This window comes from Streptomyces sp. NPDC096013, from assembly GCF_044763565.1.
GTDB lineage: Bacteria > Actinomycetota > Actinomycetes > Streptomycetales > Streptomycetaceae > Streptomyces.
In genome coordinates, this window is sequence record NZ_JBIWGK010000001.1 from 319,988 (window position 1) to 341,525 (window position 21,538).

18 protein-coding genes are annotated in these 21,538 nt (G+C 70.9%); 11 read left to right on the plus strand and 7 right to left on the minus strand.

Going from position 1 to position 21,538, the window contains the following annotated elements; genetic code table 11:
• The first annotated feature begins 230 nt into the window (after positions 1 to 230).
• From rhaI to ACIRB1_RS01480, 6 genes are all read left to right on the plus strand, one after another.
• On the plus strand, positions 231 to 1,391 hold the full coding sequence (gene rhaI, locus ACIRB1_RS01455; RefSeq protein WP_403464136.1) for an L-rhamnose isomerase: 1,161 nt from the start codon (positions 231 to 233) through the stop codon (positions 1,389 to 1,391).
• A 132-nt stretch (positions 1,392 to 1,523) separates the two neighbouring features.
• Positions 1,524 to 3,563 carry a bifunctional aldolase/short-chain dehydrogenase gene (locus ACIRB1_RS01460; protein ID WP_403464137.1) on the plus strand — a complete coding sequence of 680 codons (2,040 nt, stop codon included), beginning with the start codon at positions 1,524 to 1,526 and terminating at the stop codon, positions 3,561 to 3,563.
• Complete coding sequence (locus tag ACIRB1_RS01465) at positions 3,560 to 5,011, plus strand: rhamnulokinase family protein (protein ID WP_403464138.1); 1,452 nt, start codon at positions 3,560 to 3,562, stop codon at positions 5,009 to 5,011. The genes ACIRB1_RS01460 and ACIRB1_RS01465 overlap by 4 nt, the downstream gene beginning before the upstream one ends.
• 73 nt (positions 5,012 to 5,084) lie before the next feature.
• Entirely contained in the window at positions 5,085 to 5,888 is an 804-nt protein-coding gene (locus ACIRB1_RS01470; protein WP_403464140.1) for a (Fe-S)-binding protein, read from the plus strand.
• Positions 5,885 to 7,372: a LutB/LldF family L-lactate oxidation iron-sulfur protein gene (locus tag ACIRB1_RS01475; protein ID WP_403464141.1), complete on the plus strand. Its 1,488-nt coding sequence runs from the start codon at positions 5,885 to 5,887 to the stop codon at positions 7,370 to 7,372. The genes ACIRB1_RS01470 and ACIRB1_RS01475 overlap by 4 nt, the downstream gene beginning before the upstream one ends.
• The gene (locus tag ACIRB1_RS01480) at positions 7,369 to 8,037 is read left to right on the plus strand and encodes a lactate utilization protein C (protein ID WP_403464142.1); all 669 of its coding nucleotides are present in this window, start codon (positions 7,369 to 7,371) and stop codon (positions 8,035 to 8,037) included. The genes ACIRB1_RS01475 and ACIRB1_RS01480 overlap by 4 nt, the downstream gene beginning before the upstream one ends.
• Here the strand turns inward: ACIRB1_RS01480 and ACIRB1_RS01485 are convergent.
• The gene (locus tag ACIRB1_RS01485) at positions 8,010 to 11,132 is read right to left on the minus strand and encodes a family 78 glycoside hydrolase catalytic domain (protein WP_403464143.1); all 3,123 of its coding nucleotides are present in this window, start codon (positions 11,130 to 11,132) and stop codon (positions 8,010 to 8,012) included. The genes ACIRB1_RS01480 and ACIRB1_RS01485 overlap by 28 nt on opposite strands.
• 129 nt (positions 11,133 to 11,261) lie before the next feature.
• Here ACIRB1_RS01485 and ACIRB1_RS01490 point away from each other — a divergent pair, with 129 nt between their 5' ends.
• Positions 11,262 to 12,416 carry a betaine/proline/choline family ABC transporter ATP-binding protein gene (locus ACIRB1_RS01490; protein WP_352184669.1) on the plus strand — a complete coding sequence of 385 codons (1,155 nt, stop codon included), beginning with the start codon at positions 11,262 to 11,264 and terminating at the stop codon, positions 12,414 to 12,416.
• A gap of 15 nt (positions 12,417 to 12,431) precedes the next feature.
• On the opposite strand, the gene ACIRB1_RS01495 is transcribed toward ACIRB1_RS01490, so the two are convergent.
• Genes ACIRB1_RS01495 through ACIRB1_RS01510 form a run of 4 tightly spaced genes read right to left on the minus strand, consistent with a single transcriptional unit; the run spans position 12,432 to position 15,334 of the window.
• Entirely contained in the window at positions 12,432 to 13,010 is a 579-nt protein-coding gene (locus tag ACIRB1_RS01495; RefSeq protein ID WP_352184668.1) for a hypothetical protein, read from the minus strand.
• Positions 13,011 to 13,050: 40 nt separating this feature from the next.
• Positions 13,051 to 13,989, minus strand: coding sequence for an ABC transporter substrate-binding protein (locus ACIRB1_RS01500; protein ID WP_403464145.1), 939 nt, complete (start codon positions 13,987 to 13,989; stop codon positions 13,051 to 13,053).
• Positions 13,986 to 14,657 (minus strand): ABC transporter permease, encoded by a 672-nt coding sequence (locus tag ACIRB1_RS01505; protein ID WP_352184666.1) that lies wholly within the window; start codon positions 14,655 to 14,657, stop codon positions 13,986 to 13,988. Before ACIRB1_RS01505 ends, ACIRB1_RS01500 begins: the two co-directional genes overlap by 4 nt.
• Positions 14,654 to 15,334, minus strand: a complete 681-nt coding sequence (locus ACIRB1_RS01510; protein WP_352184665.1) for an ABC transporter permease — start codon at positions 15,332 to 15,334, stop codon at positions 14,654 to 14,656. The genes ACIRB1_RS01505 and ACIRB1_RS01510 overlap by 4 nt, the downstream gene beginning before the upstream one ends.
• A 313-nt stretch (positions 15,335 to 15,647) precedes the next feature.
• On the opposite strand from ACIRB1_RS01510, the gene ACIRB1_RS01515 reads away from it, so the two are divergent.
• Positions 15,648 to 16,430, plus strand: coding sequence for an ABC transporter ATP-binding protein (locus tag ACIRB1_RS01515; protein ID WP_403464146.1), 783 nt, complete (start codon positions 15,648 to 15,650; stop codon positions 16,428 to 16,430).
• Between the two features lie 3 nt (positions 16,431 to 16,433).
• Positions 16,434 to 17,744, plus strand: coding sequence for an FtsX-like permease family protein (locus tag ACIRB1_RS01520; RefSeq protein WP_403464148.1), 1,311 nt, complete (start codon positions 16,434 to 16,436; stop codon positions 17,742 to 17,744).
• A gap of 139 nt (positions 17,745 to 17,883) precedes the next feature.
• On the opposite strand, the gene ACIRB1_RS01525 is transcribed toward ACIRB1_RS01520, so the two are convergent.
• Positions 17,884 to 18,453, minus strand: coding sequence for a TetR/AcrR family transcriptional regulator (locus tag ACIRB1_RS01525; RefSeq protein WP_403464149.1), 570 nt, complete (start codon positions 18,451 to 18,453; stop codon positions 17,884 to 17,886).
• A 148-nt stretch (positions 18,454 to 18,601) separates the two neighbouring features.
• On the opposite strand from ACIRB1_RS01525, the gene ACIRB1_RS01530 reads away from it, so the two are divergent.
• Together ACIRB1_RS01530 and ACIRB1_RS01535 are read left to right on the plus strand one after the other, a co-directional pair.
• Positions 18,602 to 19,459 carry an AAA family ATPase gene (locus ACIRB1_RS01530; protein WP_403464150.1) on the plus strand — a complete coding sequence of 286 codons (858 nt, stop codon included), beginning with the start codon at positions 18,602 to 18,604 and terminating at the stop codon, positions 19,457 to 19,459.
• Positions 19,456 to 20,814, plus strand: coding sequence for a VWA domain-containing protein (locus ACIRB1_RS01535; protein WP_403464152.1), 1,359 nt, complete (start codon positions 19,456 to 19,458; stop codon positions 20,812 to 20,814). The genes ACIRB1_RS01530 and ACIRB1_RS01535 overlap by 4 nt, the downstream gene beginning before the upstream one ends.
• Positions 20,815 to 20,831: 17 nt before the next feature.
• On the opposite strand, the gene ACIRB1_RS01540 is transcribed toward ACIRB1_RS01535, so the two are convergent.
• Entirely contained in the window at positions 20,832 to 21,533 is a 702-nt protein-coding gene (locus ACIRB1_RS01540; protein ID WP_352184659.1) for an SDR family oxidoreductase, read from the minus strand.
• Between the last annotated feature and the right edge of the window lie 5 nt (positions 21,534 to 21,538).

A 21,538-nucleotide genomic window follows, 5' to 3' on the forward strand; every position in this document is an offset into this window, starting at 1 on the left:
CCTCACGGCGTCGTGAAAGGTTTCAACTTGGTTGCCGGGACGTTAGGCGCGCCAGCCTTGTCACGTCAATGGGTCCGCGTCGAAAAACTTTCGATAGCCAAAGGTCACATTGGAGTCACGGGACACAGGCTTCGCCGTAGGGCTTGACACCCCTACGGGAGGCTCATAACTTCGCTCTCTGAATCGTTTCATACACACGTCGTTCCGTCGCACGTCACAGGAGCCCTCAAGTGACCGATCTCGCCGCGGTGAAGGCCGCTCTCAGGACCCAGGCAGTCGAGACGCCGTCGTGGGCGTACGGGAACTCCGGGACCCGGTTCAAGGTCTTCGCCCAGGAGGGCGTACCGCGCACCCCGCAGGAGAAGCTGGAGGACGCGGCGAAGGTCCACGAGTTCACCGGTGTGGCTCCTACGGTCGCCCTGCACATCCCCTGGGACCGGGTCGACGACTTCGGGGCGCTGGGGAAGTTCGCGGAGGACCACGGGCTGAAGCTCGGCGCGATCAACTCGAACACCTTCCAGGACGACGACTACCGGCTCGGGAGTGTCTGCCATCCCGACGCGGCGGTCCGGCGCAAGGCGCTCGATCATCTGCTGGAGTGCGTCGACATCATGGACGCGACGGGCTCCGCCGATCTGAAGCTCTGGTTCGCGGACGGCACGAACTACCCCGGGCAGGATGATCTCTCCGCGCGGCAGGATCGGCTGGCCGAGGCGCTCGCGGCGGTGTACGACCGGCTCGGGGACGGGCAGCGGATGCTGCTGGAGTACAAGTTCTTCGAGCCGGCGTTCTACGCGACGGACGTGCCCGACTGGGGGACGGCCTACGCGCACTGCCTGAAGCTCGGGCCGAAGGCCCAGGTCGTGGTCGACACCGGTCATCATGCGCCGGGCACCAATATCGAGTTCATCGTCGCGACGCTGCTCCGGGAGGGGAAGCTCGGGGCGTTCGACTTCAACTCGCGGTTCTACGCCGACGACGACCTGATGGTGGGGGCGGCCGATCCCTTCCAGTTGTTCCGGATCATGTACGAGGTGATCCGGGGCGGGGGGTTCACCGCCGATATCGCCTTCATGCTCGATCAGTGTCACAACATCGAGGCGAAGATCCCGGCGATCATCCGGTCGGTGATGAATGTGCAGGAGGCGACGGCGAAGGCGTTGCTGGTGGATCGGGACGCGTTGGGCGTGGCGCAGCGGGACGGGGATGTCCTGGGGGCCAACGCTGTGATCATGGACGCGTACAACACCGACGTGCGGCCGCTGTTGAGGGAGCTGCGGGAGGAGCAGGGGCTCGATCCTGATCCGATCGCGGCGTACCGCTCCAGCGGGTGGCAGGAGCGGATCGTCGCCGAGCGGGTCGGGGGGCAGCAGGCCGGGTGGGGCGCCTGAGCGTCCGCCGGACCGTTGTCTGTTCACGGGTGCGGGCCGCAGGTGGCCGGTCGCGCCCACGCGGCGGAATCGACACAGCCCCCGCGCCCCCAAGGGATACAGCTCGCCTCTCTCGAAAAGGACTGGAAGTTCATGGGACCGCACCCCGAAGCCGACGCTCTGCTCTCTCGATCCAATCGGCTTGGTTCTGATCCTCGTAACACCAACTACGCCGGCGGGAACACGTCCGCGAAGGGCACCGACACCGATCCCGTCACCGGCGGGGATGTCGAGCTGATGTGGGTCAAAGGCTCCGGAGGGGACCTCGGGACGCTCACCGAAGGCGGGCTGGCCGTGTTGCGGCTGGATCGGATGCGGGCGCTGGCCGACGTGTATCCGGGAGTCGAGCGCGAGGACGAGATGGTCGCCGCGTTCGACTACTGCCTGCACGGCAAGGGGGGCGCGGCGCCTTCCATCGACACCGCCATGCACGGGCTGGTGGACGCCGCTCATGTCGATCATCTGCACCCGGACTCCGGGATCGCGCTCGCCTGCGCTGCCGACGGGGAGAAGCTGACCGCCGAGTGTTTCGGGGACAGCGTGGTGTGGGTGCCCTGGCGGCGGCCCGGGTTCCAGCTGGGGCTCGACATCGCCGCCGTCAAGGCAGCCCATCCGCAGGCCATCGGCTGTGTGCTCGGGGGCCATGGGATCACCGCGTGGGGCGACAGCTCCGAGGAGTGCGAGCGGAACTCGCTGCACATCATCCGGACCGCCGAGGCCTTCCTCGTCGAGCGCGGGAAGCCGGAGCCCTTCGGGCCCGTCGTCGAGGGATACGATGCGCTGCCCGAGGCCGAGCGGCGGGAGCGGGGGGCCGCGCTCGCGCCGTACGTCCGCGCTGTCGCGTCCCAGGACCGGCCGCAGGTGGGGCACTTCACCGACTCCGATGTCGTGCTCGATTTCCTCGCGCGGGCCGAGCATCCGCGGCTCGCCGCGCTCGGTACCTCCTGCCCCGACCACTTCCTGCGGACCAAGGTCAGGCCACTCGTCCTCGATCTGCCGCCCACCACGCCGCTCGACGAAGCCATCGCGCGGCTGAAGGAACTGCACGCCGCCTATCGCGAGGAGTACGCCGCCTACTACCAGCGGCACGCTCTGCCCGACTCCCCCGCGATGCGCGGCGCCGATCCGGCGATCGTGCTGATCCCGGGTGTGGGGATGTTCTCCTTCGGCAAGGACAAGCAGACGGCGCGCGTGGCCGGTGAGTTCTACGTCAACGCCGTCAACGTGATGCGGGGCGCCGAGGCCGTCTCCACGTACGCGCCGATCGAGGAGTCGGAGAAGTTCCGGATCGAGTACTGGGCGTTGGAGGAGGCCAAGCTCCAGCGGATGCCGAAGCCCAAGCCGCTGGCCACTCGGATCGCGCTCGTCACCGGTGCGGGGAGCGGGATCGGCAAGGCCATCGCCCGGCGGCTGGTCGACGAAGGGGCCTGTGTCGTCGTCGCGGATCTCGACTCCGGGAGCGCTCGGGCCGTCGCGGAGGAACTGGGCGGGCCCGACAAGGCCGTCGCCGTCACCGTCGATGTGACCGACGAGGCGCAGATCGCCGCTGCCTTCAAGGCCGCGCTGCTGGCCTTCGGCGGGGTCGATCTCGTCGTCAACAACGCGGGGATCTCCATCTCCAAGCCCCTGCTGGAGACGTCGGCCAGGGACTGGGACCTCCAGCACGACATCATGGCCCGCGGTTCGTTCCTGGTCTCCCGTGAGGCCGCCCGGGCGATGATCGCGCAGGGACTCGGGGGCGACATCCTGTACATCGCGTCCAAGAACGCCGTGTTCGCCGGCCCCAACAACATCGCGTACTCCGCGACCAAGGCCGACCAGGCCCATCAAGTACGGCTGCTGGCAGCCGAGTTGGGTGAGCACGGCATCCGGGTCAACGGGATCAACCCGGACGGGGTGGTGCGCGGCTCGGGCATCTTCGCGGGCGGCTGGGGTGCGCAGCGGGCGGCGACCTACGGCATCGAGGAGGAGAAGCTCGGCGAGTTCTACGCCCAGCGGACCATCCTCAAGCGCGAGGTGCTGCCGGAACATGTCGCCAACGCCGTGTTCGCCCTCACCGGCGGGGACCTGACGCACACCACCGGGCTGCATGTCCCGGTCGACGCCGGTGTCGCGGCAGCCTTCCTTCGGTGAGCGCCGACGTGAAGGTGTATGCCGCGGTCGACCTCGGCGCGTCCAGCGGGCGCGTCATGGCCGGCCGCGTCGGCCCCGACTCCCTGGAGTTGACGGAGGCGTACCGCTTCCCCAACCGGCCCGTCCGCACTCCCGACGGGCTGCGCTGGGACATCCTCGCGCTGTACGCGGGTGTCCTGGACGGGCTCCGGGCGGCGGGACCCGCTCTCGACTCCGTCGGCATCGACAGCTGGGCCGTGGACTACGGCCTGCTGGACGCGGACGGGGCCTTGCTGGGCAACCCCGTGCACTACCGGGACGCCCGCACGGAAGGGGTCGCCGAGAAGGTGTGGGCGACGGTGCCGGCGCGTGAGTTGTACGCCTCGACCGGGTTGCAGTACGCGCCGTTCAACACCCTGTACCAGCTGACGGCGGCCCGGGACTCGGCCCAACTGGCCTCCGCCGAGCGCCTGTTGCTCATCCCGGACCTGCTGTCCTACTGGCTCACCGGCGAACAGGGCACCGAGCTGACCAACGCCTCCACCACCCAGCTCGTCGATCCCCGGACGCGCGAGTGGTCGTACGACATCGCCTCGCGGCTCGGTATCGACCTCGGACTGTTCGCGCCCTTGCGGCAACCGGGCGACCCCGCGGGGGTGTTGCGGGCCGAGGTGCTGGAGGAGACGGGGCTGAAGGGGCCGGTGCCGGTGACGGTGGTCGGGTCGCATGACACGGCGTCGGCTGTGGCCGCCGTCCCGGCGGTCGGGGAGCGGTTCGCCTATATCTGCACGGGGACCTGGTCCCTGGCCGGTCTTGAGCTGGACGCGCCGGTGCTCACCGAGGCGAGCCGGGCCGCGAACTTCACCAATGAGCTGGGGCTCGACGGCACGGTCCGTTATCTGCGCAACATCATGGGGCTGTGGCTGCTTCAGGAGTGTCTACGGGCCTGGGGCGAGCCGGAATTGGGCGGGTTGTTGCGCGAGGCGGCACGGGTGCCGACGCTGCGGTCGGTCGTGGACGCGGGGGACGCGGCGTTCCTCGCGCCGGGGCGGATGCCGGAGCGGATCGCCGACGCCTGCCGCGCTTCCGGACAGCCGGTGCCGGAGTCACCGGCCGAGATCACCCGCTGCATTCTCGACTCGCTCGCGCTCGCCCACCGGCGCGCGGTGGGCGAGGCCCAGGAACTCGCCGGGCATCCGGTCGACGTCGTGCACATCGTCGGCGGCGGCACCCGGAACGCGCTGCTGTGCCAACTGACCGCCGACGCCTGTGGGTTGCCGGTGGTGGCCGGTCCCACGGAGGCCGCCGCGCTCGGCAACGTCCTCGTCCAGGCGCGGGCCCACGGGCTCGCCGGTGACCTGGCCGGGATGCGGCGGCTGCTGGCCCGTACCCAGCCGTCGACCCGCTACGAACCGCAGGGCGACACCGCCCGCTGGCGGGCTGCCGAGGCCCGGCTCGCCGCGCGGTGAACCGGGGACTCCCCGAGACCGTGGTCGCCGACTACGCTGCATCCATCCGATGACCGATCACTGAGGAGCCGCGATGCGTGTCGCCCTGTTCCTGACGTGCGTCAACGACACGCTGTATCCGGATACCGGGCGCGCCGTGGTGAAACTGCTGACCAGACTGGGCGTCGACGTCGACTTCCCGATGGCGCAGACCTGCTGCGGGCAGGCGCACTACAACACCGGGTACCGCCATGAGGCCGAGCCGCTCGCCCGGCATTTCTCCGATGTCTTCGGACAGTACGAGGCGATCGTCACGCCGTCCGGGTCGTGCGGGGCGATGGTGCGCGAGCTGTATCCGCGCCTGGGTGAGCGGGCCCGGGCCGAGGGGCGCGGGGACGCCCTCGCGGCCACGCTGGCGCCGGTCGTGCCGAAGACGTACGAGCTGACCGAGTTCCTCGTGGACGTGCTCGGGGTGACAGATGTCGGGGCCTGCTACCCGCACAAGGTGACCTATCACCCCACCTGTCACGGCCTGCGCAGCCTGGGGCTCGGTGACCGGCCACTCAAGCTGCTCCGGGCCGTCAAGGGGCTGGAGTTGGTCGAGCTGCCGGGTGCGGACGAGTGCTGCGGGTTCGGCGGGACGTTCGCCGTGAAGAACGCCGATGTCTCGGCGGCGATGGGCGCCGACAAGGTCCGCAACGCCGAGTCGACGGGCGCCGAGGTGCTGTGCGCGGCGGACAACTCCTGTCTGATGCACATCGGCGGCACGATGGCGCGGCTGCACACGGACATGCGGCCGGTGCACATCGCGGAGATCCTGGCCGCGACCGAGGACAGCACGGAAGGCGCCACGGAAGTCGGCGCCGAAGTCGTCACGCGAGAGGAGACGGGCGCATGAGCGGGACCTTCGTCGGAATGCCCGCGTTCCCGGCTTTCCCCGTCGCCGCGCACGAGGCCGTCGGCAACCGGACACTGCGCGGAAATCTGCGCCACGCCACCCACACGATCCGCGCCAAGCGGGCCAAGGCCGTGGCGGAACTGTCCGACTGGGACGCGCTGCGCGAGGCCGGCAAGCAGATCAAGGACCACACGCTCCGTCATCTCGACCGCTATCTGGTCCAGTTGGAGGAGTCGGTGACGGCGGCGGGTGGCACCGTCCACTGGGCCGCCGACGCCGACGAGGCCAACCGCATCGTGACCCGACTCGTCCGGGAGACGGGCGAGTCGGAGGTCGTGAAGGTCAAGTCGATGGCCACACAGGAGATCGGGCTCAACGAGGCGCTGGAGGAGGCGGGCATCCGCGCCTACGAGACCGACCTCGCCGAGCTGATCGTGCAGTTGGGCAAGGACCGCCCCTCGCACATCCTGGTCCCGGCCATCCACCGCAACCGGGGGGAGATCCGGGAGATCTTCGCGCGGGAGATGAGCGAGTGGGGCCGCCCGGCCCCGGACGGACTGACCGACACCCCCGCCGAACTCGCCGAGGCCGCCCGTCTCCACCTCCGGGAGAAGTTCCTGCGGGCCAAAGTCGGCGTCTCCGGCGCCAACTTCATGGTCGCCGAGACCGGCACGCTCGTCGTCGTCGAGTCGGAGGGCAACGGCCGGATGTGCCTCACCCTGCCCGAGACGCTGATCTCGGTCGTCGGCATCGAGAAGATCGTGCCCACCTGGCAGGACCTGGAGGTGTTCCTCCAGACCCTCCCCCGCTCGTCCACGGCCGAGCGCATGAACCCGTACACCAGCACCTGGACCGGCACGACCGACGGCGACGGGCCGCGCGCCTTCCACCTGGTCCTGCTCGACAACGGCCGCACCGACACCCTCGCCGACGAGGTCGGCCGCCAGGCCCTGCGCTGCATCCGCTGCTCGGCCTGCCTGAACGTCTGCCCGGTGTACGAGCGGGCCGGCGGGCACGCCTACGGCTCGGTCTACCCTGGCCCGATCGGCGCGATCCTCAGCCCCCAACTCCGGGGCACCGCAAGCGAGATCGACGCGTCACTGCCGTACGCCTCCTCCCTCTGCGGCGCCTGCTACGAGGTGTGCCCGGTCGCCATCGACATCCCCGAGGTGCTGGTGCATCTGCGCGAACGGGTCGTCGAGGGCGGGCCGGTGACCCGCGAGGGCAACAAGGTCGTCCTGCAACCAGCCAAGGGGCATGCCGCCGAGCGCGCGGCGATGCGGGCGACACGCTGGACGTTCACCCACCCCGGCGCTCTGCGCACCGGCCAGCGGCTCGCGTCCCGCACCCGCCGCTTCCATCCACGGACCCTGCCGGGACCCGGCAGGGCCTGGACCGGCACCCGCGATCTGCCCGCCGTACCGGCGGAGCCGTTCCGCGACTGGTGGCAGCGCACGAACGGTGGAAAGGACGAGACCAAGTGAGCGGCAGGGAAAGGATTCTGGGCCGTGTGCAGCGCGCGCTCGCGGACGTTCCACGGGACGACACGCCCTATGAGCAGGCCTTCGCGCGCGGCTATCTGCGCGAGCACGGGGACCGGAGTGCCGAGCGGACGGTGGAGCTGCTGGCGGAGAACCTCGCCGACTACCGGGCGATCGTGCACCGGTGCGCGCAAGCCGAACTGCCCGCCGTGATCGCCCGGTTGCTCGCCGAGCGGGGGTCCAGGACGGTCGTCGTACCGCCGGGGCTGGAGCCGTCCTGGCTCGCCTCGGCCGATGCCGAACGGATCGCCGACCGGGGGGAGAGCACCCCGGCCGAGCTGGACCGGGTCGACAGCGTCGTCACGGCGTGCGCGGTGGCCGTCGCCGAGACCGGCACCATCGTCCTGGACGGCGGCCGGGACCAGGGCCGTCGCCGGATCACGCTCGTCCCCGACCATCACATCTGTGTCGTACGGGTGCCGGACCAGGTGGTGTCCTCGGTCCCGCTGGCGCTCCAACGCCTCGACCCGGCACGCCCGTTGACGTGGATCTCGGGCCCGTCGGCGACCAGCGACATCGAGCTGGACCGGGTGGAGGGGGTGCATGGTCCGCGCACCCTCGAGGTGGTGCTGGTGAGCGGTCAGGCGAGCGCGGAGGTCACCTCGTAGCGCCCTGACGGGAGTCGGTAGTCGGCGGTGCCGTCGGTGAAGCCGTGGAACCGCACGCCCGGCGCCTCGGCCAGCGGCCTGCCGCCCTCCCGGACGGTCGACGGGTCGGTGGTGGGGAGGTGCAGGGTGGCCGTGCTGTTCGCGGGGACGACCGCCCGGTACGTCAACTGCCCTTCCCGCACGGCCCATTCGCTGACGATCTCGCCGTAGGGAGAGACATGTGAGCCGCTCGCCCTCGTGATCCTGCCGGTCGGGTCGGGGTGCGGGCGGAGCTGGAAGTGCTTGAAGCCCGGGTGTTCGGGGTCCCTGGCGATGCCGGCCATGCTCTCGTACATCCACTCCACGATCGCGCCGTAGGAGTAGTGGTTGAAGGAGTTCATGTCGACCGGGCCGAAGCCGTCGTCCTTCGAGTACGAGTTCCAGCGCTCCCAGACCGTGGTGGCGCCGTTGGCCACCGAGTAGAGCCAGGACGGCATGGCGTGCTGGTGGAGGAGGCGGTACGCGAGGTCGGCGTGGCCTTCGGCGGTGAGGACGGGGGCGAGGACGTTCACACCGAGGAAGCCGACGGCGAGGGTGTTCTCCGGGTAGCCGACGCGGGTGCTGTCGGGGTGGGCCGCCTTGTAGGCGGGGCTGTTGCCGATGTTCTCGGTGAGCAGGGTGACCAGTCGGCGGTGCTGCGACTCGGTGTCGTAGAAGCCGAGTTCGAGGATCCAGAGCAGGGCGGTCTGGGTGTCGTCCTCGGTCCGCCCGGCGCTGTTGCCGGGGGTGTGGGGTGGTGGGTCGCCGAGGCTGGAGCGGACGGTCAGCCCGCCGGTGAGGGCGTCGGTGACGAGGTACTTGGCGATGAAGGCCTGTTTGATGTGGGTGAACAGCCGCTCGTAGGCCGCCGATTCGGCGGTGCGGCCGGTGGCGCGGGCCATGTCCGCCATGAGGCGGGCGCTGTAGCCGTAGTAGACGTCGCTGATGAGCTGGGTGCTGGTGATCTGGAAGGCGAGCCAGTCGCCGAAGATCGCGCCCTCGCCCGCGTAGGTGTCGCCGGTGCGACTGCGGATCCAGTCCAGGTACCTGGTCATCGAGGCCCAACTGCGGTCGATGATGGTGGAGTCGCCGGACATCTGCCACACCGTCCACGGCACGACCACCCCGCAGTCCGCCCAGCCACTGGCCGGGAGCGCCTGGCTGTAGCGGTGGCCGGGGGCGACCCAGGGGAACTGGGCTTTCTCCGCGCCGTAGTTGCGCTGCGAGTCGATCAGGGTGTCCTGGAAGTGGCTGAGGAAGGGGACGGCATCGGTGTTGTACAGGGCGGTGCGGGCGAAGAGCTGGGTGTCGCCGGTCCAGCCGAGGCGCTCGTCGCGTTGCGGGCAGTCGGTGGGAATCCAGAGGTAGTTGCCGCGCTGGCCCCAACGGACGTTGCTGATCAGCTGGTTGACGTCGGCGTCGTCGGTGGTGACGGTGCCGATGTCGTGGAGAGCGGAGGTGGCGACCTTGCCCGTGAGCTCGACGAGGGTGACGGTCTCGGTCGTGGTGACGGAGACGTACCGGAAGCCGTAGAACGTCAGTGAGTCCTGGTGGGTCTCCCCCGCCGGGTCTCCCTTGAGGATGTAGGTGCTGGTGGCCTCGGCGGTGCGCAGGTTCGCGCGGTACACCGAGCCCGCAGGGCCGTCGGCGCCCGCGCTGTCGTCGTTGAGCATCTCCCCCGGTTTGAAGGTGACGTGGGCGCCCGCCGGGCCGCGCAGGGTGTAGCGGGGCACGCCGACGAGGTTCTGGCCGAGGTCGATGACGGCGGTGTCGCCGGGGTGCAGGGTGACGGAGACGGTCGCCGCGCGCGTGGGGTCGGTGACCGTGCGGGCGGGGTCGAGGACGATACGGCCCCTGCCGTTCGCGCTGCCCTCCCGGTCCGCGACGCCCGTGCATACGGTGACGGACTGCGGTGTGAGGTCCCATTCGGGCATCAGGCGGGCGCTCTCGCCGGGGTAGGCGATCAACTGGGCGTCGGGCAACGGGTCCTGGGCCTCGACGGGCGACCAGGCCGAGGTGTCGAAGCCGTTCCCCGTCCAGCCCGGGAGTTCCTTGCGGGCGTCGTAGGACTGGCCGTCGTAGAGGTCGTCGGTGCGGTAGGGGCCGGTGTCGGTGGCCCGCCAGTCCTCGCCGGGGGCGGTGACGATCGTCTGGGTGGAGCCGTCGGCGTACCGGACGAGGAGTTTCGCCTTGAGGGCCAGGGAGTTGCCGTCGGCCGAGTAGTAGTGGGTGCTGTTCTCGGAGATGCGGCCGTTGTACCAGCCGTTGCCGAGCACGGCGGCGAGGGTCACCTGGGACGGGTCGGTGAGCAGGTCCGTGACGTCGTAGGCGAAGTAGTTGACGGTGGTGTCGTAGTTGGTCCAGCCCGGGGGCAGGAACTCGTACGTGGTGCCGTCGCCCTGGGGGACGGACACGCGCCGGCCGTTGACGTAGGCGTCGTACACCCCGAGGGCGGTGACGTACAGCCGGGCCTCGGTGACCCGCTCGCCCGTCAGCGGTGTCTGGCTGCGCAGGAGGGGTGCGCCGGGGGTGTTCGGCCTCTTGCCCGCCATGCCGATCCAGCGTGCGCCGTCCCAGCCGGTGACGCCGTCGGTGCTGAGCAGGCCGGTCTCGAAGCGGGCGGCGGGGGCGGTGGTGGCGCGGCCGTGCTCGTCCCACACCGTCACCGTCCAGTGGTAGCGGGTGGAGGCGCGCAGACCGGGGCCGGAGTAGCGGACGGCGACCGAGTCCGCCGCGTCGACGCCGCCGCTGTCCCAGACGTCGGGGCTGCCGTGGGTGAGGTGCCTGGGTGAGGTGGCGACCTTGATCCGGTACGCCGTCTGACGGCGGCCCCGCGCGGTGGACGCCATGCGCCAGCCGAACCTGGGGCGCGGCGCGTCCACGCCGAGCGGGTCGGTGCGGTGTTCCACCGTCAGGCCCGACACCGTGGTGCCGGCCGAGGGGGTTCCGCCGCCGCTGCCGCCCGCCATCGCGGCGGGGACGACGCTCAGGGCGGCCGCCGTGGTGAGCAGTGTGCGGCGGCGCAGCCTTCCGTCGCGGGGGACCGAAGCGTCGACCCCGTCGACTCCGTCGTTCATGCCGCTGTCCCTTCGTCCCGCCGGGAGATGGAGGTGCTCCGGATCATTCCAGGGTCCCCCTGCCCGCGTCACCAGCCAGTGGGACGCCGTTGAAGGGCGGTGCGGGACCGGCGCCGTTAGCGTGAGGACATGATCCGGTTCGAGCAGGTCAGCAAGCGGTACCCGGACGGTACGACGGCCGTGGACGGGCTGTCCTTCGAGGTGGACGAGGGTGAACTGGTCACGCTCGTGGGCCCGTCCGGCTGCGGCAAGACGACGACCATGATGATGGTCAACCGGCTCATCGAGCCCACCTCCGGCCGGATCTTCGTGAACGGCGAGGACATCGCCACGGTCGACCCGGTGCGGTTGCGCCGCCGTATCGGCTACGTCATCCAGCAGGTCGGCCTCTTCCCGCACCGCACGGTCCTCGACAACACGGCGACCGTGCCGTCCCTGGTCGGCTGGAAGCGCGCGAAGGCCCGGGCCCGGGCCGCCGAACTGCTCGACCTGGTGGGCCTGGACCCGACGACGTACGGCCCGCGCTACCCGGAGCAGTTGTCCGGCGGGCAGCGGCAGCGCGTCGGGGTGGCACGGGCGCTGGCCGCCGATCCGCCGGTGCTGCTCATGGACGAGCCGTTCGGCGCGGTCGACCCGGTGGTGCGGGAGCAGTTGCAGGACGAGTTCCTGCGGATGCAGGCAGCCGTGCGCAAGACGGTGCTGCTGGTCACGCACGACATCGAGGAGGCGGTTCGGCTCGGTGACCGGATCGCCGTGTACGGGCAGGGCCGGATCGAGCAGTACGACACCCCCGGCGCGGTGCTCGGTACTCCGGCGACGCCGTACGTCGCCGAGTTCGTGGGCGCGGACCGGGGTCTGAAGCGGCTGTCGGTCACCGAGGTCGAGCCCGACGACCTGGAGCAGCCGCCGGTCGCGCGGGTGGACGAGCAGGCGGAGCGCGCTGCCGAACGGCTGCGGGTGGAGGGCGCCCGGTGGGCGGTGGTCCTCGACGAGCAGGGCGCGCTCCAGGGCTGGGTCAAGGCCGACGAACTCACCGCGGGCGGCACGGTCGGTGCCCTCGCGCACCGGATGAACGCGTGGGTGCCGGTGGGCGCCCCCTTGAAGCAGGCGTTCGGTGTGATGCTCCAGCACGACGCCGGGTGGGTCGCCGTGCTGGACGGGGAGCGCTTCCTGGGGGTGCTGACTCCGGCGAAGCTGCACGAGGCGCTGCGGCGGTCGGTGGACGCGGATGCGCTGGGGGTGCCGCGGGGCCAGGTGGACTTCGACTCGGTGGCGGACGCGTGAGGGGAGCGCTCCGGCTCAGCTGAAGGTGAGGGGGCGGCCCTGTCGTAGCGCGTGCTGGGCCGCGCGCAGGTACAGGGCGACGTAGAAGGCCGTGTCCAGGTCCTGGGCCCAGGGGCCGGGGCTGACGGCCGCCAGCTCCTCCGCCTCGCCCTCCAGGAACCAGAAGGTGAGGGCGAGGTTCTCCGTCGCCTCCGGTGTCTCGGCGGGCAGTTCGAGGGCCGCCGCCAACCGCTCGGCGAGGGTGAGGACCTGGGGTGCGCCGACGATCACCGTCTCGTCCGTGTACGCGGAGCCGACCGGCAGCCGTATCGCCTCGTCGAGCGGGAACGGCACCAGCACCGACCAGCCGTAGAGCACCTCCCTTTCCTCGGGGGTCAGATGCGCACGGCACAGCGCGTCGAACCCCTGCATGGAGGGGCTCAGCTTCTCCTCGAAGCCCGGGGCCGTGTCCCGCGCGGGCACGGCCGTGTACGGCGGCAGCCCGCGCCGGGCCAGCTCCGCGTCGAGCCCCTTCGCGATCGCCCCCATCCCCCCTTCTCCCGTGTCCTCACTGAACCACTCCTGCGCGTCGACATCGACGAGATAGACACCCATGCCCGAAAGGTACAAGCACCCACTGACAACGGCCCCGCTCTCACGTCAGCAGCCCCTTGTCCTTCAGATACGTCCGCGCCACGTCCTGCGCCAACCGCCGCCAGCTGTCGACCTGTTGGTTCATGGAGGCGAGGTCGGCCGTGGTGAGGACGTCATTCAGTTTCCCCAGCGCCTTGGTCACGCCGGGGCTGCCCGCCCGGGAACGGTTGACGACCGGGACGACGTAGTCGGCGTTCTGGAGGTGCTTGTCGTCGGCGAGGATGACCAGGCCGAACTGGTCGAGGGTGGCGTCGGTGGTGGTGGTCAGCACCATCTGGTCCTGGCCGTTCTGCACCGCGTTCTTCGCCTGGGTCGTGCCGACTCCCTTGGGGTCGACGGCGGTGATGTCGATGCCGTAGACCTTCTTCAACCCCGGTTCGCAGTAGGGCCGTTGCACGCACTCGTCGCCCGCCGCGAGCCGCACCCTCAGCCCTGAGGCGCCGAGGTCGCTGAGGGTCTTGAGGTGGTGTTCCCCGGCGTACGAGCGGGCCACCGCGAAGGCGTTCTGGTCGACGGCCTTTCCGGGGGCCAGGACGGTGAGGCCGCGGGGTGTGGCCAGTCGGCGCAGGGCCTTCATCGTGGCGGCGAGATCGGGTGAGCCGACGGCCGGTGCGTCCGGGCCGTTGGTCTTGGCGTTGAGCCAGTCGGCGAAGGTGGCCGCGTACTCGGGGACGACGTCGATCTGCCCCGATTCCAGGGCGGGTTCGTAGAGTTCGCGGTTGGCGACGGTGAGCAGGGAGGTCTTGTAGCCGGCCTGCTTCAGCAGCAGCGCGTACATCTGGGCCAGCAGGTCGCTCTCGGTGAAGCCGGCCGAGCCGATGGTGAGGTGGTGGCTGTCTCCCGGTGGCGCGGTGACGGCGCCCTTGTTCTCCAGGGACGGGCCGGTCGAGCACCCGGTGACCAGGAGCAGCAGACCGGCGAGGGCCGTGCGGCGCTTCATCGCGCTCCCCTCACCCAGCGGGGCGCGAGCCGTTCGGCGGCCTCGAAGACGCCCTCGACGAGCAGCGCGAACACCGCGACGAGCACCGCTCCGGCGACCACCTGCGCGGTGTTGGCGAGGTTGAATCCGGCGGTGATGATGCGGCCGAGTCCGCCGCCGCCCGCGAGTGCGGCGATGGTGGCGGTGGCGACGAGCTGGACGGCCGCAATACGGACGCCGTTCATCAACAGGGGGAGGGAGAGCGGCAGTTCGACGCGGAACAGCATCTGCGACCCGGTCATCCCCATGCCGCGCGCGGCCCGCACCACATCGCGGTCGACCTCGCGCATGCCGACATAGGCGTTGGTGAGCAGGGGCGGTACGGCGAACAGGACGAGGGCGACGACCGTCGGCCCCTCGCCCCAGTTGCCGACCGGGGTGAGGAGCAGGAGGACCAGGACGGCGAAGGTGGGCACGGCGCGCCCGATGTTGGAGATGTTCACGGCGAGCGCGCCGCCCTTGCCGAGGTGGCCGAGGACGAGGGCGACCGGCAGCGCGATCACGCAGCTGATGACCAGGCAGACGACCGTGAGGACGAGGTGCTGCGCGAGCCGGTGCCAGATGCCGTCGTCGCCGGACCAGTGGGCGGAGTCGGTGAGCCAGTGCCAGGCGTCGGCGAGGGTGTTCATCCGCGTACCGCCCTCGTCCAGGGGGTGATCAGGCGTTGGACGAGCAGCAGGAGCAGGTCCGCCAGGATCGCGATCACCACGCAGAGCACGGACGCGGTGAGCACCTGTGCCTTGAAGTAGGTGTTCATGCCCGCGTAGATCAGGTTGCCGAGTCCCCCGAAGCCGACGATCGCCCCGACCGTGACCAGCGAGACCGCCGAGACGGTGGCGATGCGCAGGCCGGCCATGGCGGCGGGGAGGGCGAGCGGCAGTTCCACGGTGAGGAGGAGGCGGATCGGGCCGTAGCCCATGCCGCGTGCGGCCTGTCGGGTCTCCTCGGGGACGGCGCGCAGGCCCGCGAGGATATTGCGGACGAGCAGGGTGAGCGAGTAGAGGACGAGTCCGGCGACGACGAGGGTGGCCGAGAGGCCGTAGACGGGCAGGAGCAGCGAGAACATGGCGAGGGACGGGATCGTGTAGAGGATCGTCGTCACTCCGAGCACCGGGCCCGCGGCCCAGCCCCAGCGGCGGGCCGTCACCGCGAGGGGCAGGGCGATGGCGAGGCCGATGAGCACGGAGATCGCGGTCAGTTGCAGATGCTGGACGACCGCGTCGACGAGGATGTGGCGGCGGGTGCTCAGGTACTCGCCGCAGATCCACTCGTTGCGGGCGAGGCAGTCGTCCGGGGGCGCGGTCACAGGTCCATTGCATCGGGCGGTCCGGGCAGCGGCGCGTTCTGGTGACCCGTACGGGCGGTCCCGCAGGGGTTCCCGAAGGCGGCGAGGGCCGCGGCGGGTGTGCCGGAGCCGGTCAAGGCGGGGCGCGCCGGAACGGCAGGGCGGAAGCCACTCCTCTGGGCACAGTCCTGTCGCGGCCTCCCCTGCGGACCCGACGCCGGGGGTGTCGCTGAGTACACCCCGGGAAACGGGTTCTGCGCCCCATGTGCGCATCCGCCGTTCTCCGTAGCGTCGTTGACGAGGCACAGGGCGTGCCGCACGGAGGGTGAGGGCGATGTTTCGCAGCGCACGACGGACACAGGACAGGGGACCCGCCGCCGAGGCGCTGCGGCTGGTCAAGGTGAGCAGGACCTACGGCCGTGACGACAGCGCGGTGACCGCCCTGGACGGGGTCACGCTGAGCCTGGAGCGCGGGACGTTCACGGCGGTGATGGGTCCCTCGGGGTCCGGCAAGTCGACACTGCTGCGGTGCGCGGCGGGACTCGACCGGCCGGACAGCGGGATCGTGATGGTCGACGGCGCGGAGATGACGGGCGGGACCGAGGCCGAACTGACGCGGTTCCGGCGCAGTCGGATCGGGTTCGTGTTCCAGCAGTACAACCTGCTGGACACGCTCACCGTCGCGCAGAACACGGTGCTGCCGCTGAAGCTCGCCGGGCGGCGCGTCGACCGTGCGCGGGCCCAGGCGGTCCTGGCCTCGGTCGGTCTCGGCGACCGGCTCGGCCACCGCCCGAGCCAGCTCTCCGGAGGCCAGCGCCAGCGGGTGGCGATCGCCCGCGCGCTGGTCACCGAGCCCCGGGTGATCTTCGCGGACGAGCCGACCGGCGCCCTGGACACGCGCAGCGCGCGAGGTGTGCTGCTGCTGTTGCAGGAGGCGGTGCGGGTGCACGGCAGGACCGTGGTGATGGTGACGCACGACCCGGTCGCCGCCTCGTACGCCGACTCGGTGGTGTTCCTGGCGGACGGCAGGCTCGCCGGCCGGATGCACCCGCCGACCGTCGACGCGGTCGCCGAGCGGCTGGCGCACCTGGGCGACGAGATGACGGCGGGGGTGTGAGCGATGTTCGTCCTGGCGATGCGCTCGATCCGGCAACGACCCGGCCGCTTCCTGGCCACCCTGCTGGCCGCGTTCCTCGGCGCGGCGATCATCATGACCTTCAACTCCCTTCAGGACACGGCGAATCGGCAGGGCATCGACTCGGTCAGCGCCGGCACGCTGTCCACGTCGGCGAGTGTCGTCGGCGGCTACGGCACCCTGCTCGTCTTCTTCGCCGTCGCGTCGACCCTCACCGTCAACGTCCGCCAGCGCTCCGGGGAGTTGGAGACCCTGCGCTGCTCGGGGGCGACCCCGGCCCAGCTGAAACGCATGGTCGTGGGTGAGGCGGTGGCCGTCGCCCTGCTGGGTGCGGTCCTCGCCGTGGGCCCCGCGATGCTCGGCGGGCGGGCCCTGCTCGGCGCGTTCGAGGACAGCGGCCAGGTGGCCAGGTCCGTCGACTACTCCTTCGGCTCCTTCGCCCTCCAATCGGGCCTGGGCATCACGCTGTTGGCGTCAGCGGGCGCCGCGTTCCTGGCCGTACGGCGCGCGACCCGTGGCCGGCGGCAGCAGGGCCGGGCCCGGACACTGCTGGCCTACGCCGCGCTGGTCACCGGCGTCGTGTCGGTGACGGCGACGTTCGCCTTCTCCGCCACGGACGCGGCGTTGATGGCGGCCCCGGCGTACGGGGCGATCCTGCTCTCGGTCGGCCTCGCACTCCTCGCACCACGTCTACTGAGGTCCCTGCTCGACCACCTTCAACTGACCGGCTCCAGCGGCTGGTTGGCCATCCGCAACCTCCGCGAGCGGACCGACGGGCTGGCCGGAATCCTGATGTCCCTGATCCTCTTCACGGCGGTGGCCACGGCGACGCTCTACATGCAGGCGGTGGAGAGCGACGCGGTGAAGGCCTCGGGCCTGGCGAAGTCGGTCGACTCCAAAAACCTGGAGACCCTCAACTTCACGGTGGTCGGCATCATCGTCGTCTTCGTCTGCGTGATGCTGGTCAACTCCCTCTACGCGGCGACGACTTACCGCGCCCGTGAGTTCGGCGGCCAACGCCTGGCGGGCGCGACACCGGGCCAGGTCCTGCGCACGGTGGGCACGGAGACGGCGATCCTCACGATCACCGGCATCCTGGCGGGCACGTTGGCGGCCCTGGCGGGAATCATCCCCTTCACGATGGTCCGCACGGACGGGGTGCTCCCCCACCAGGGTCTCGGAATCTGGCTGACGGTGACCGCGGTGGCGACGACGGTGACCCTGGGAACGAGCCTGCTGACAGCCCGCCGAGTCCTGCGCACCCCGGCGGTGGAGGCGGTGACCCTGGCCGCATGAGCCCGGCCGACCGTGGGGTGAGGGGCAGCCGCTACCCGGGCTGCCCCTCACCCCACGGTCCGCGTCCCCCTCAGGAGCGCGGGGAACCACGCGACCAGCCACCACGGCACCGCAGCCGAACAACGGCATGCCCCACCGCTCAGGCAACCCCCGCCGCGTCCAGCAACACCCGCACGGTCTCGACGGCCACCCCGTCCAACGTCTCCAGCCCCACCCCGGCCCGAGCACTCGCCCCGTCGAAGACAATCATCAACTGCCGGGCCAACGACTCCGGTTCACGCGCCCCGCCCAGCTCCGCCTGCACCCGGAACCCTTCCTTCATCCGCTCCTTGGCCGTCCGGGCCACCACACTCGCCGGATGCCCGGGGTCCTTCAGCTCGACCAGCGCGGCGAGATAGGGACAGCCCATGAAGTCCGGCGCGGCCGACGCCCGCTCCGCCTGCTCGAACACGTAGAGGATGCGCTCACGCGGCGTACCGGGGTCGTCCGGCCCGGCGAGCAGCCGCGCCGCGTAGCCAGGGGCCCTGCGCTCCAGACTCGCGGCAAGCACCTCGTCCTTGCTCTCGAAGAGCTGGTACATCGACCGCTTGGAGACCCCGGCAGACTTGCACAGCGCCTCCACGCCAATGGAAACGCCGTCGCGATAGAACAACTCGGTCGCGGCGTCGAGCAGCCGCTCGCGGGGGGACGCCTTGTCAGTCGTAGCCATACTGCGAGGCTACCGCGCCGGGGACCAAGAGGAAACCGATCGGTGTACACGCTTGCGCGGGTGCCCGATCCCGGGTGACAGTGAAGGTGAACAAGCGCTTGGAAAGTGCCGCGCACCGACGCACCACCCGCGATCCGCCGGAGGCCCCGTGTTCCGTTCCGTCGACGAAGTCGCCGACCGCCTCGCCGAGACCGGCTATCTGGCCTCGCCGGCGGTCGCCACGACCGTGTTCCTCGCCGACCGCCTCGGCAAGCCGCTCCTCGTCGAGGGCCCGGCGGGCGTCGGCAAGACGGAACTGGCCAAGGCCGTCGCCGAGGTCGCGGGCGCCCAGCTGGTCCGGCTTCAGTGCTACGAGGGCGTCGACGAGTCACGCGCGCTGTACGAGTGGAACCACGCCAAGCAGCTGCTCCGCATCAGCGCGGGCCGCGACGAGAGCTGGGACGAGACCCGCACCGACATCTTCAGCGAGGAGTTCCTGCTCCCCCGCCCGCTGCTCACGGCGATCCGCGGCGACGACCCCAAGGTCCTGCTGATCGACGAGACCGACAAGGCCGACGTCGAGGTGGAGGGCCTGCTGCTGGAGATCCTCAGCGACTTCCAGGTCACCGTCCCGGAACTGGGCACGATCACCGCGACCCGCCGCCCCTTCGTGGTCCTCACCTCGAACGCCAGCCGCGAACTCTCCGAGGCCCTGCGCCGCCGCTGCCTGTTCCTCCATATCGGCTTCCCGGACGAGGAGTTGGAGCGTCGGATCGTACGGCTGAAGGTGCCCGGCCTCGGAGCGGCGCTGGCCGAATCGGTGGTCCGGGTGGTCGGGGCGCTGCGCGAGATGGAGCTGCGCAAGGTGCCGTCGGTGGCCGAGACCATCGACTGGGCCCGCACCCTCCTCGCGCTCGGCGCCGACACCCTCGACGAGACGGTCGTACGGGACACCCTCGGCGTCCTCCTCAAGCATCAGGACGACATCCTGCGGGCCGCCGCGAAGCTCGACCTGGACGCCGTGTGAGTGCCGCCGGTGTCACCGAGCGGCTGACGAGCCTGGTCGGGGCGCTGCGCGCGCACGGTCTGCGCATCGGCACCGGCGAGACCGTGGACGCGGCGCTGGCCATGGAAGCCCTCGGATTCGGCGACCGCGAGCTGCTGCGCGAGGGGCTGGCCGCGACCCTGCTGCACGGCTCCGCCCAACGCCCGGTGTTCGACCCGGTCTTCGACCTCTACTTCCCGCACGGCGTCGGCGCACCGCAGGGCGGGCCCGCCGCCGACCGCGAGGATCTCCGCGACCGGCTCGCGGCAGCCCTCGCCGCCAACGACCAGGCGATGATGGGGCAGTTGGCGGCCGAGGCCGTCGACGGTTTCGGCGGCTACGGCAACTCGCCCTCGTCGGACGGCTGGTCGTCATACCAGACGCTGGACCGGCTGCGGCCGCAGACGCTGCTCGCACGGGTGCGGGCGAGCGTCCGGGAGCAGGGCGGCCGGTCCGGGTTCGCCGACCGGCTGCTCGACGACGAGATCCGGCAGCGTATCGAGGGGTTCCGGCGGCAGGTCGCCGTGGAGGCGCGGCGCCGGGTGGCCGAACGGCGCGGGCGGGACGAGATCGCCCGACGGGCCATCGCGCCCACGGCCGACCGCGTCGACTTCCTCTTCGCCGGCCGGGCCCAACTGGCCGAGTTGCGCAGGGCTGTTCAGCCGCTGGCCCGGAAGCTCGCCACCCGGCTCGCCGCGCGCCGCCGCCGCGCCTCCCGGGGCACGATCGACCTGCGCCGCACCCTGCGCGGCTCGCTGTCCACGGGCGGGGTGCCGATGCGGCCGGTACTGCGCAGGCGTCGCCCGGTCCGGCCCGAACTGGTGCTGCTGTGCGATGTGTCGGGCTCGGTGTCGGGCTTCTCCGACTTCACGATGCTGCTGGTGCAGGCGCTGCACGACCAGTTCAGCAAGGTGCGCGTGTTCGCCTTCGTCAACCGGCTCGACGAGGTGACACCGCTGCTCGCGCACGGCACGGCCGACCCCGGGGGACTCGGCACCCGCATCCGCGACGAGGCCACCCTGACCGGCTGGCACGGAAGCAGCGACTACGGCGTCGCCCTGGGCGAGTTCGCCGAGCGCTACGGCGACGCGGTGGGCCCGCGTACGACCGTGTTCGTCCTCGGTGACGCCCGTACCAACATGAGCGACCCGAATCTCCCGGCCGTCCGGGAGATCACCCAACGGGCCCGCCGGGTCTACTGGTTGAACCCCGAGCAGCGTTCCCAGTGGGGCACCGGCGACTCGGCCGCGCCGGAGTACGCGGAGCTGGTCGAGATGCACGAGTGCCGGAACGTGCAGCAACTGAGCGCGCTGGTCGGCAGGTTGCTGCCGATCTGAGCGGTGTCAGACAGGCTCTAGGCCGCCAACTGCGGGTACAGGGCGGCCCCTTCGGCGGAGAGCCCGGCCTTGACCTGGCGGGTCAGGTCGTCGGCGAGCACCTCGAAGGCGCCGGACTCGATGCCGTCGAGGGCCTGCGCGGCCACGCTCTCGGGACTGGTCTTGGGCCCGTCGACGTGTGCGGCCATGTCGGTGTCGACGTAGCCGACATGCAGTCCGGTGACGTCGATGCCGCGCGGCTTCAGGTCCAGGCGCAGGGAGTTGGTCTGCGACCAGAAAGCCGCCTTGGACGCGCTGTAGGAGCCCAGCAGGCCAACCCACGACAGCACCGAGTGGACGTTGAGGATGTGGCCGCCGCCGTTGCGCTCGATGATCGGCACGAAGGCGCGGGTGACGAGGAGGGGGCCGTAGAAGTTGGTCTCGAACTCGCGGCGGATGTCCTCGATGGGCGAGTCCAGGAAGTTCGCGTTCACGGACGCGCCCGCGTTGTTGATCACGATCGTGACGTCCTGCGCCTGCTCGGCCGCCGCCGCGACGGACGCCGGGTCACTGACCTCCAGCGCCAGCGGCACCGCGTCCGGGTGCGTGACGGTCTTCGGGTCGCGGGCGGTGGCGTACACCTTCTTGGCGCCGCGCTCGTACAGGGCCGAGACCAGCGCCCGGCCGATGCCGCGGCTGCCGCCGGTGACCAGGACTACGGCGCCTTCGATGTTCGTCATGGGGA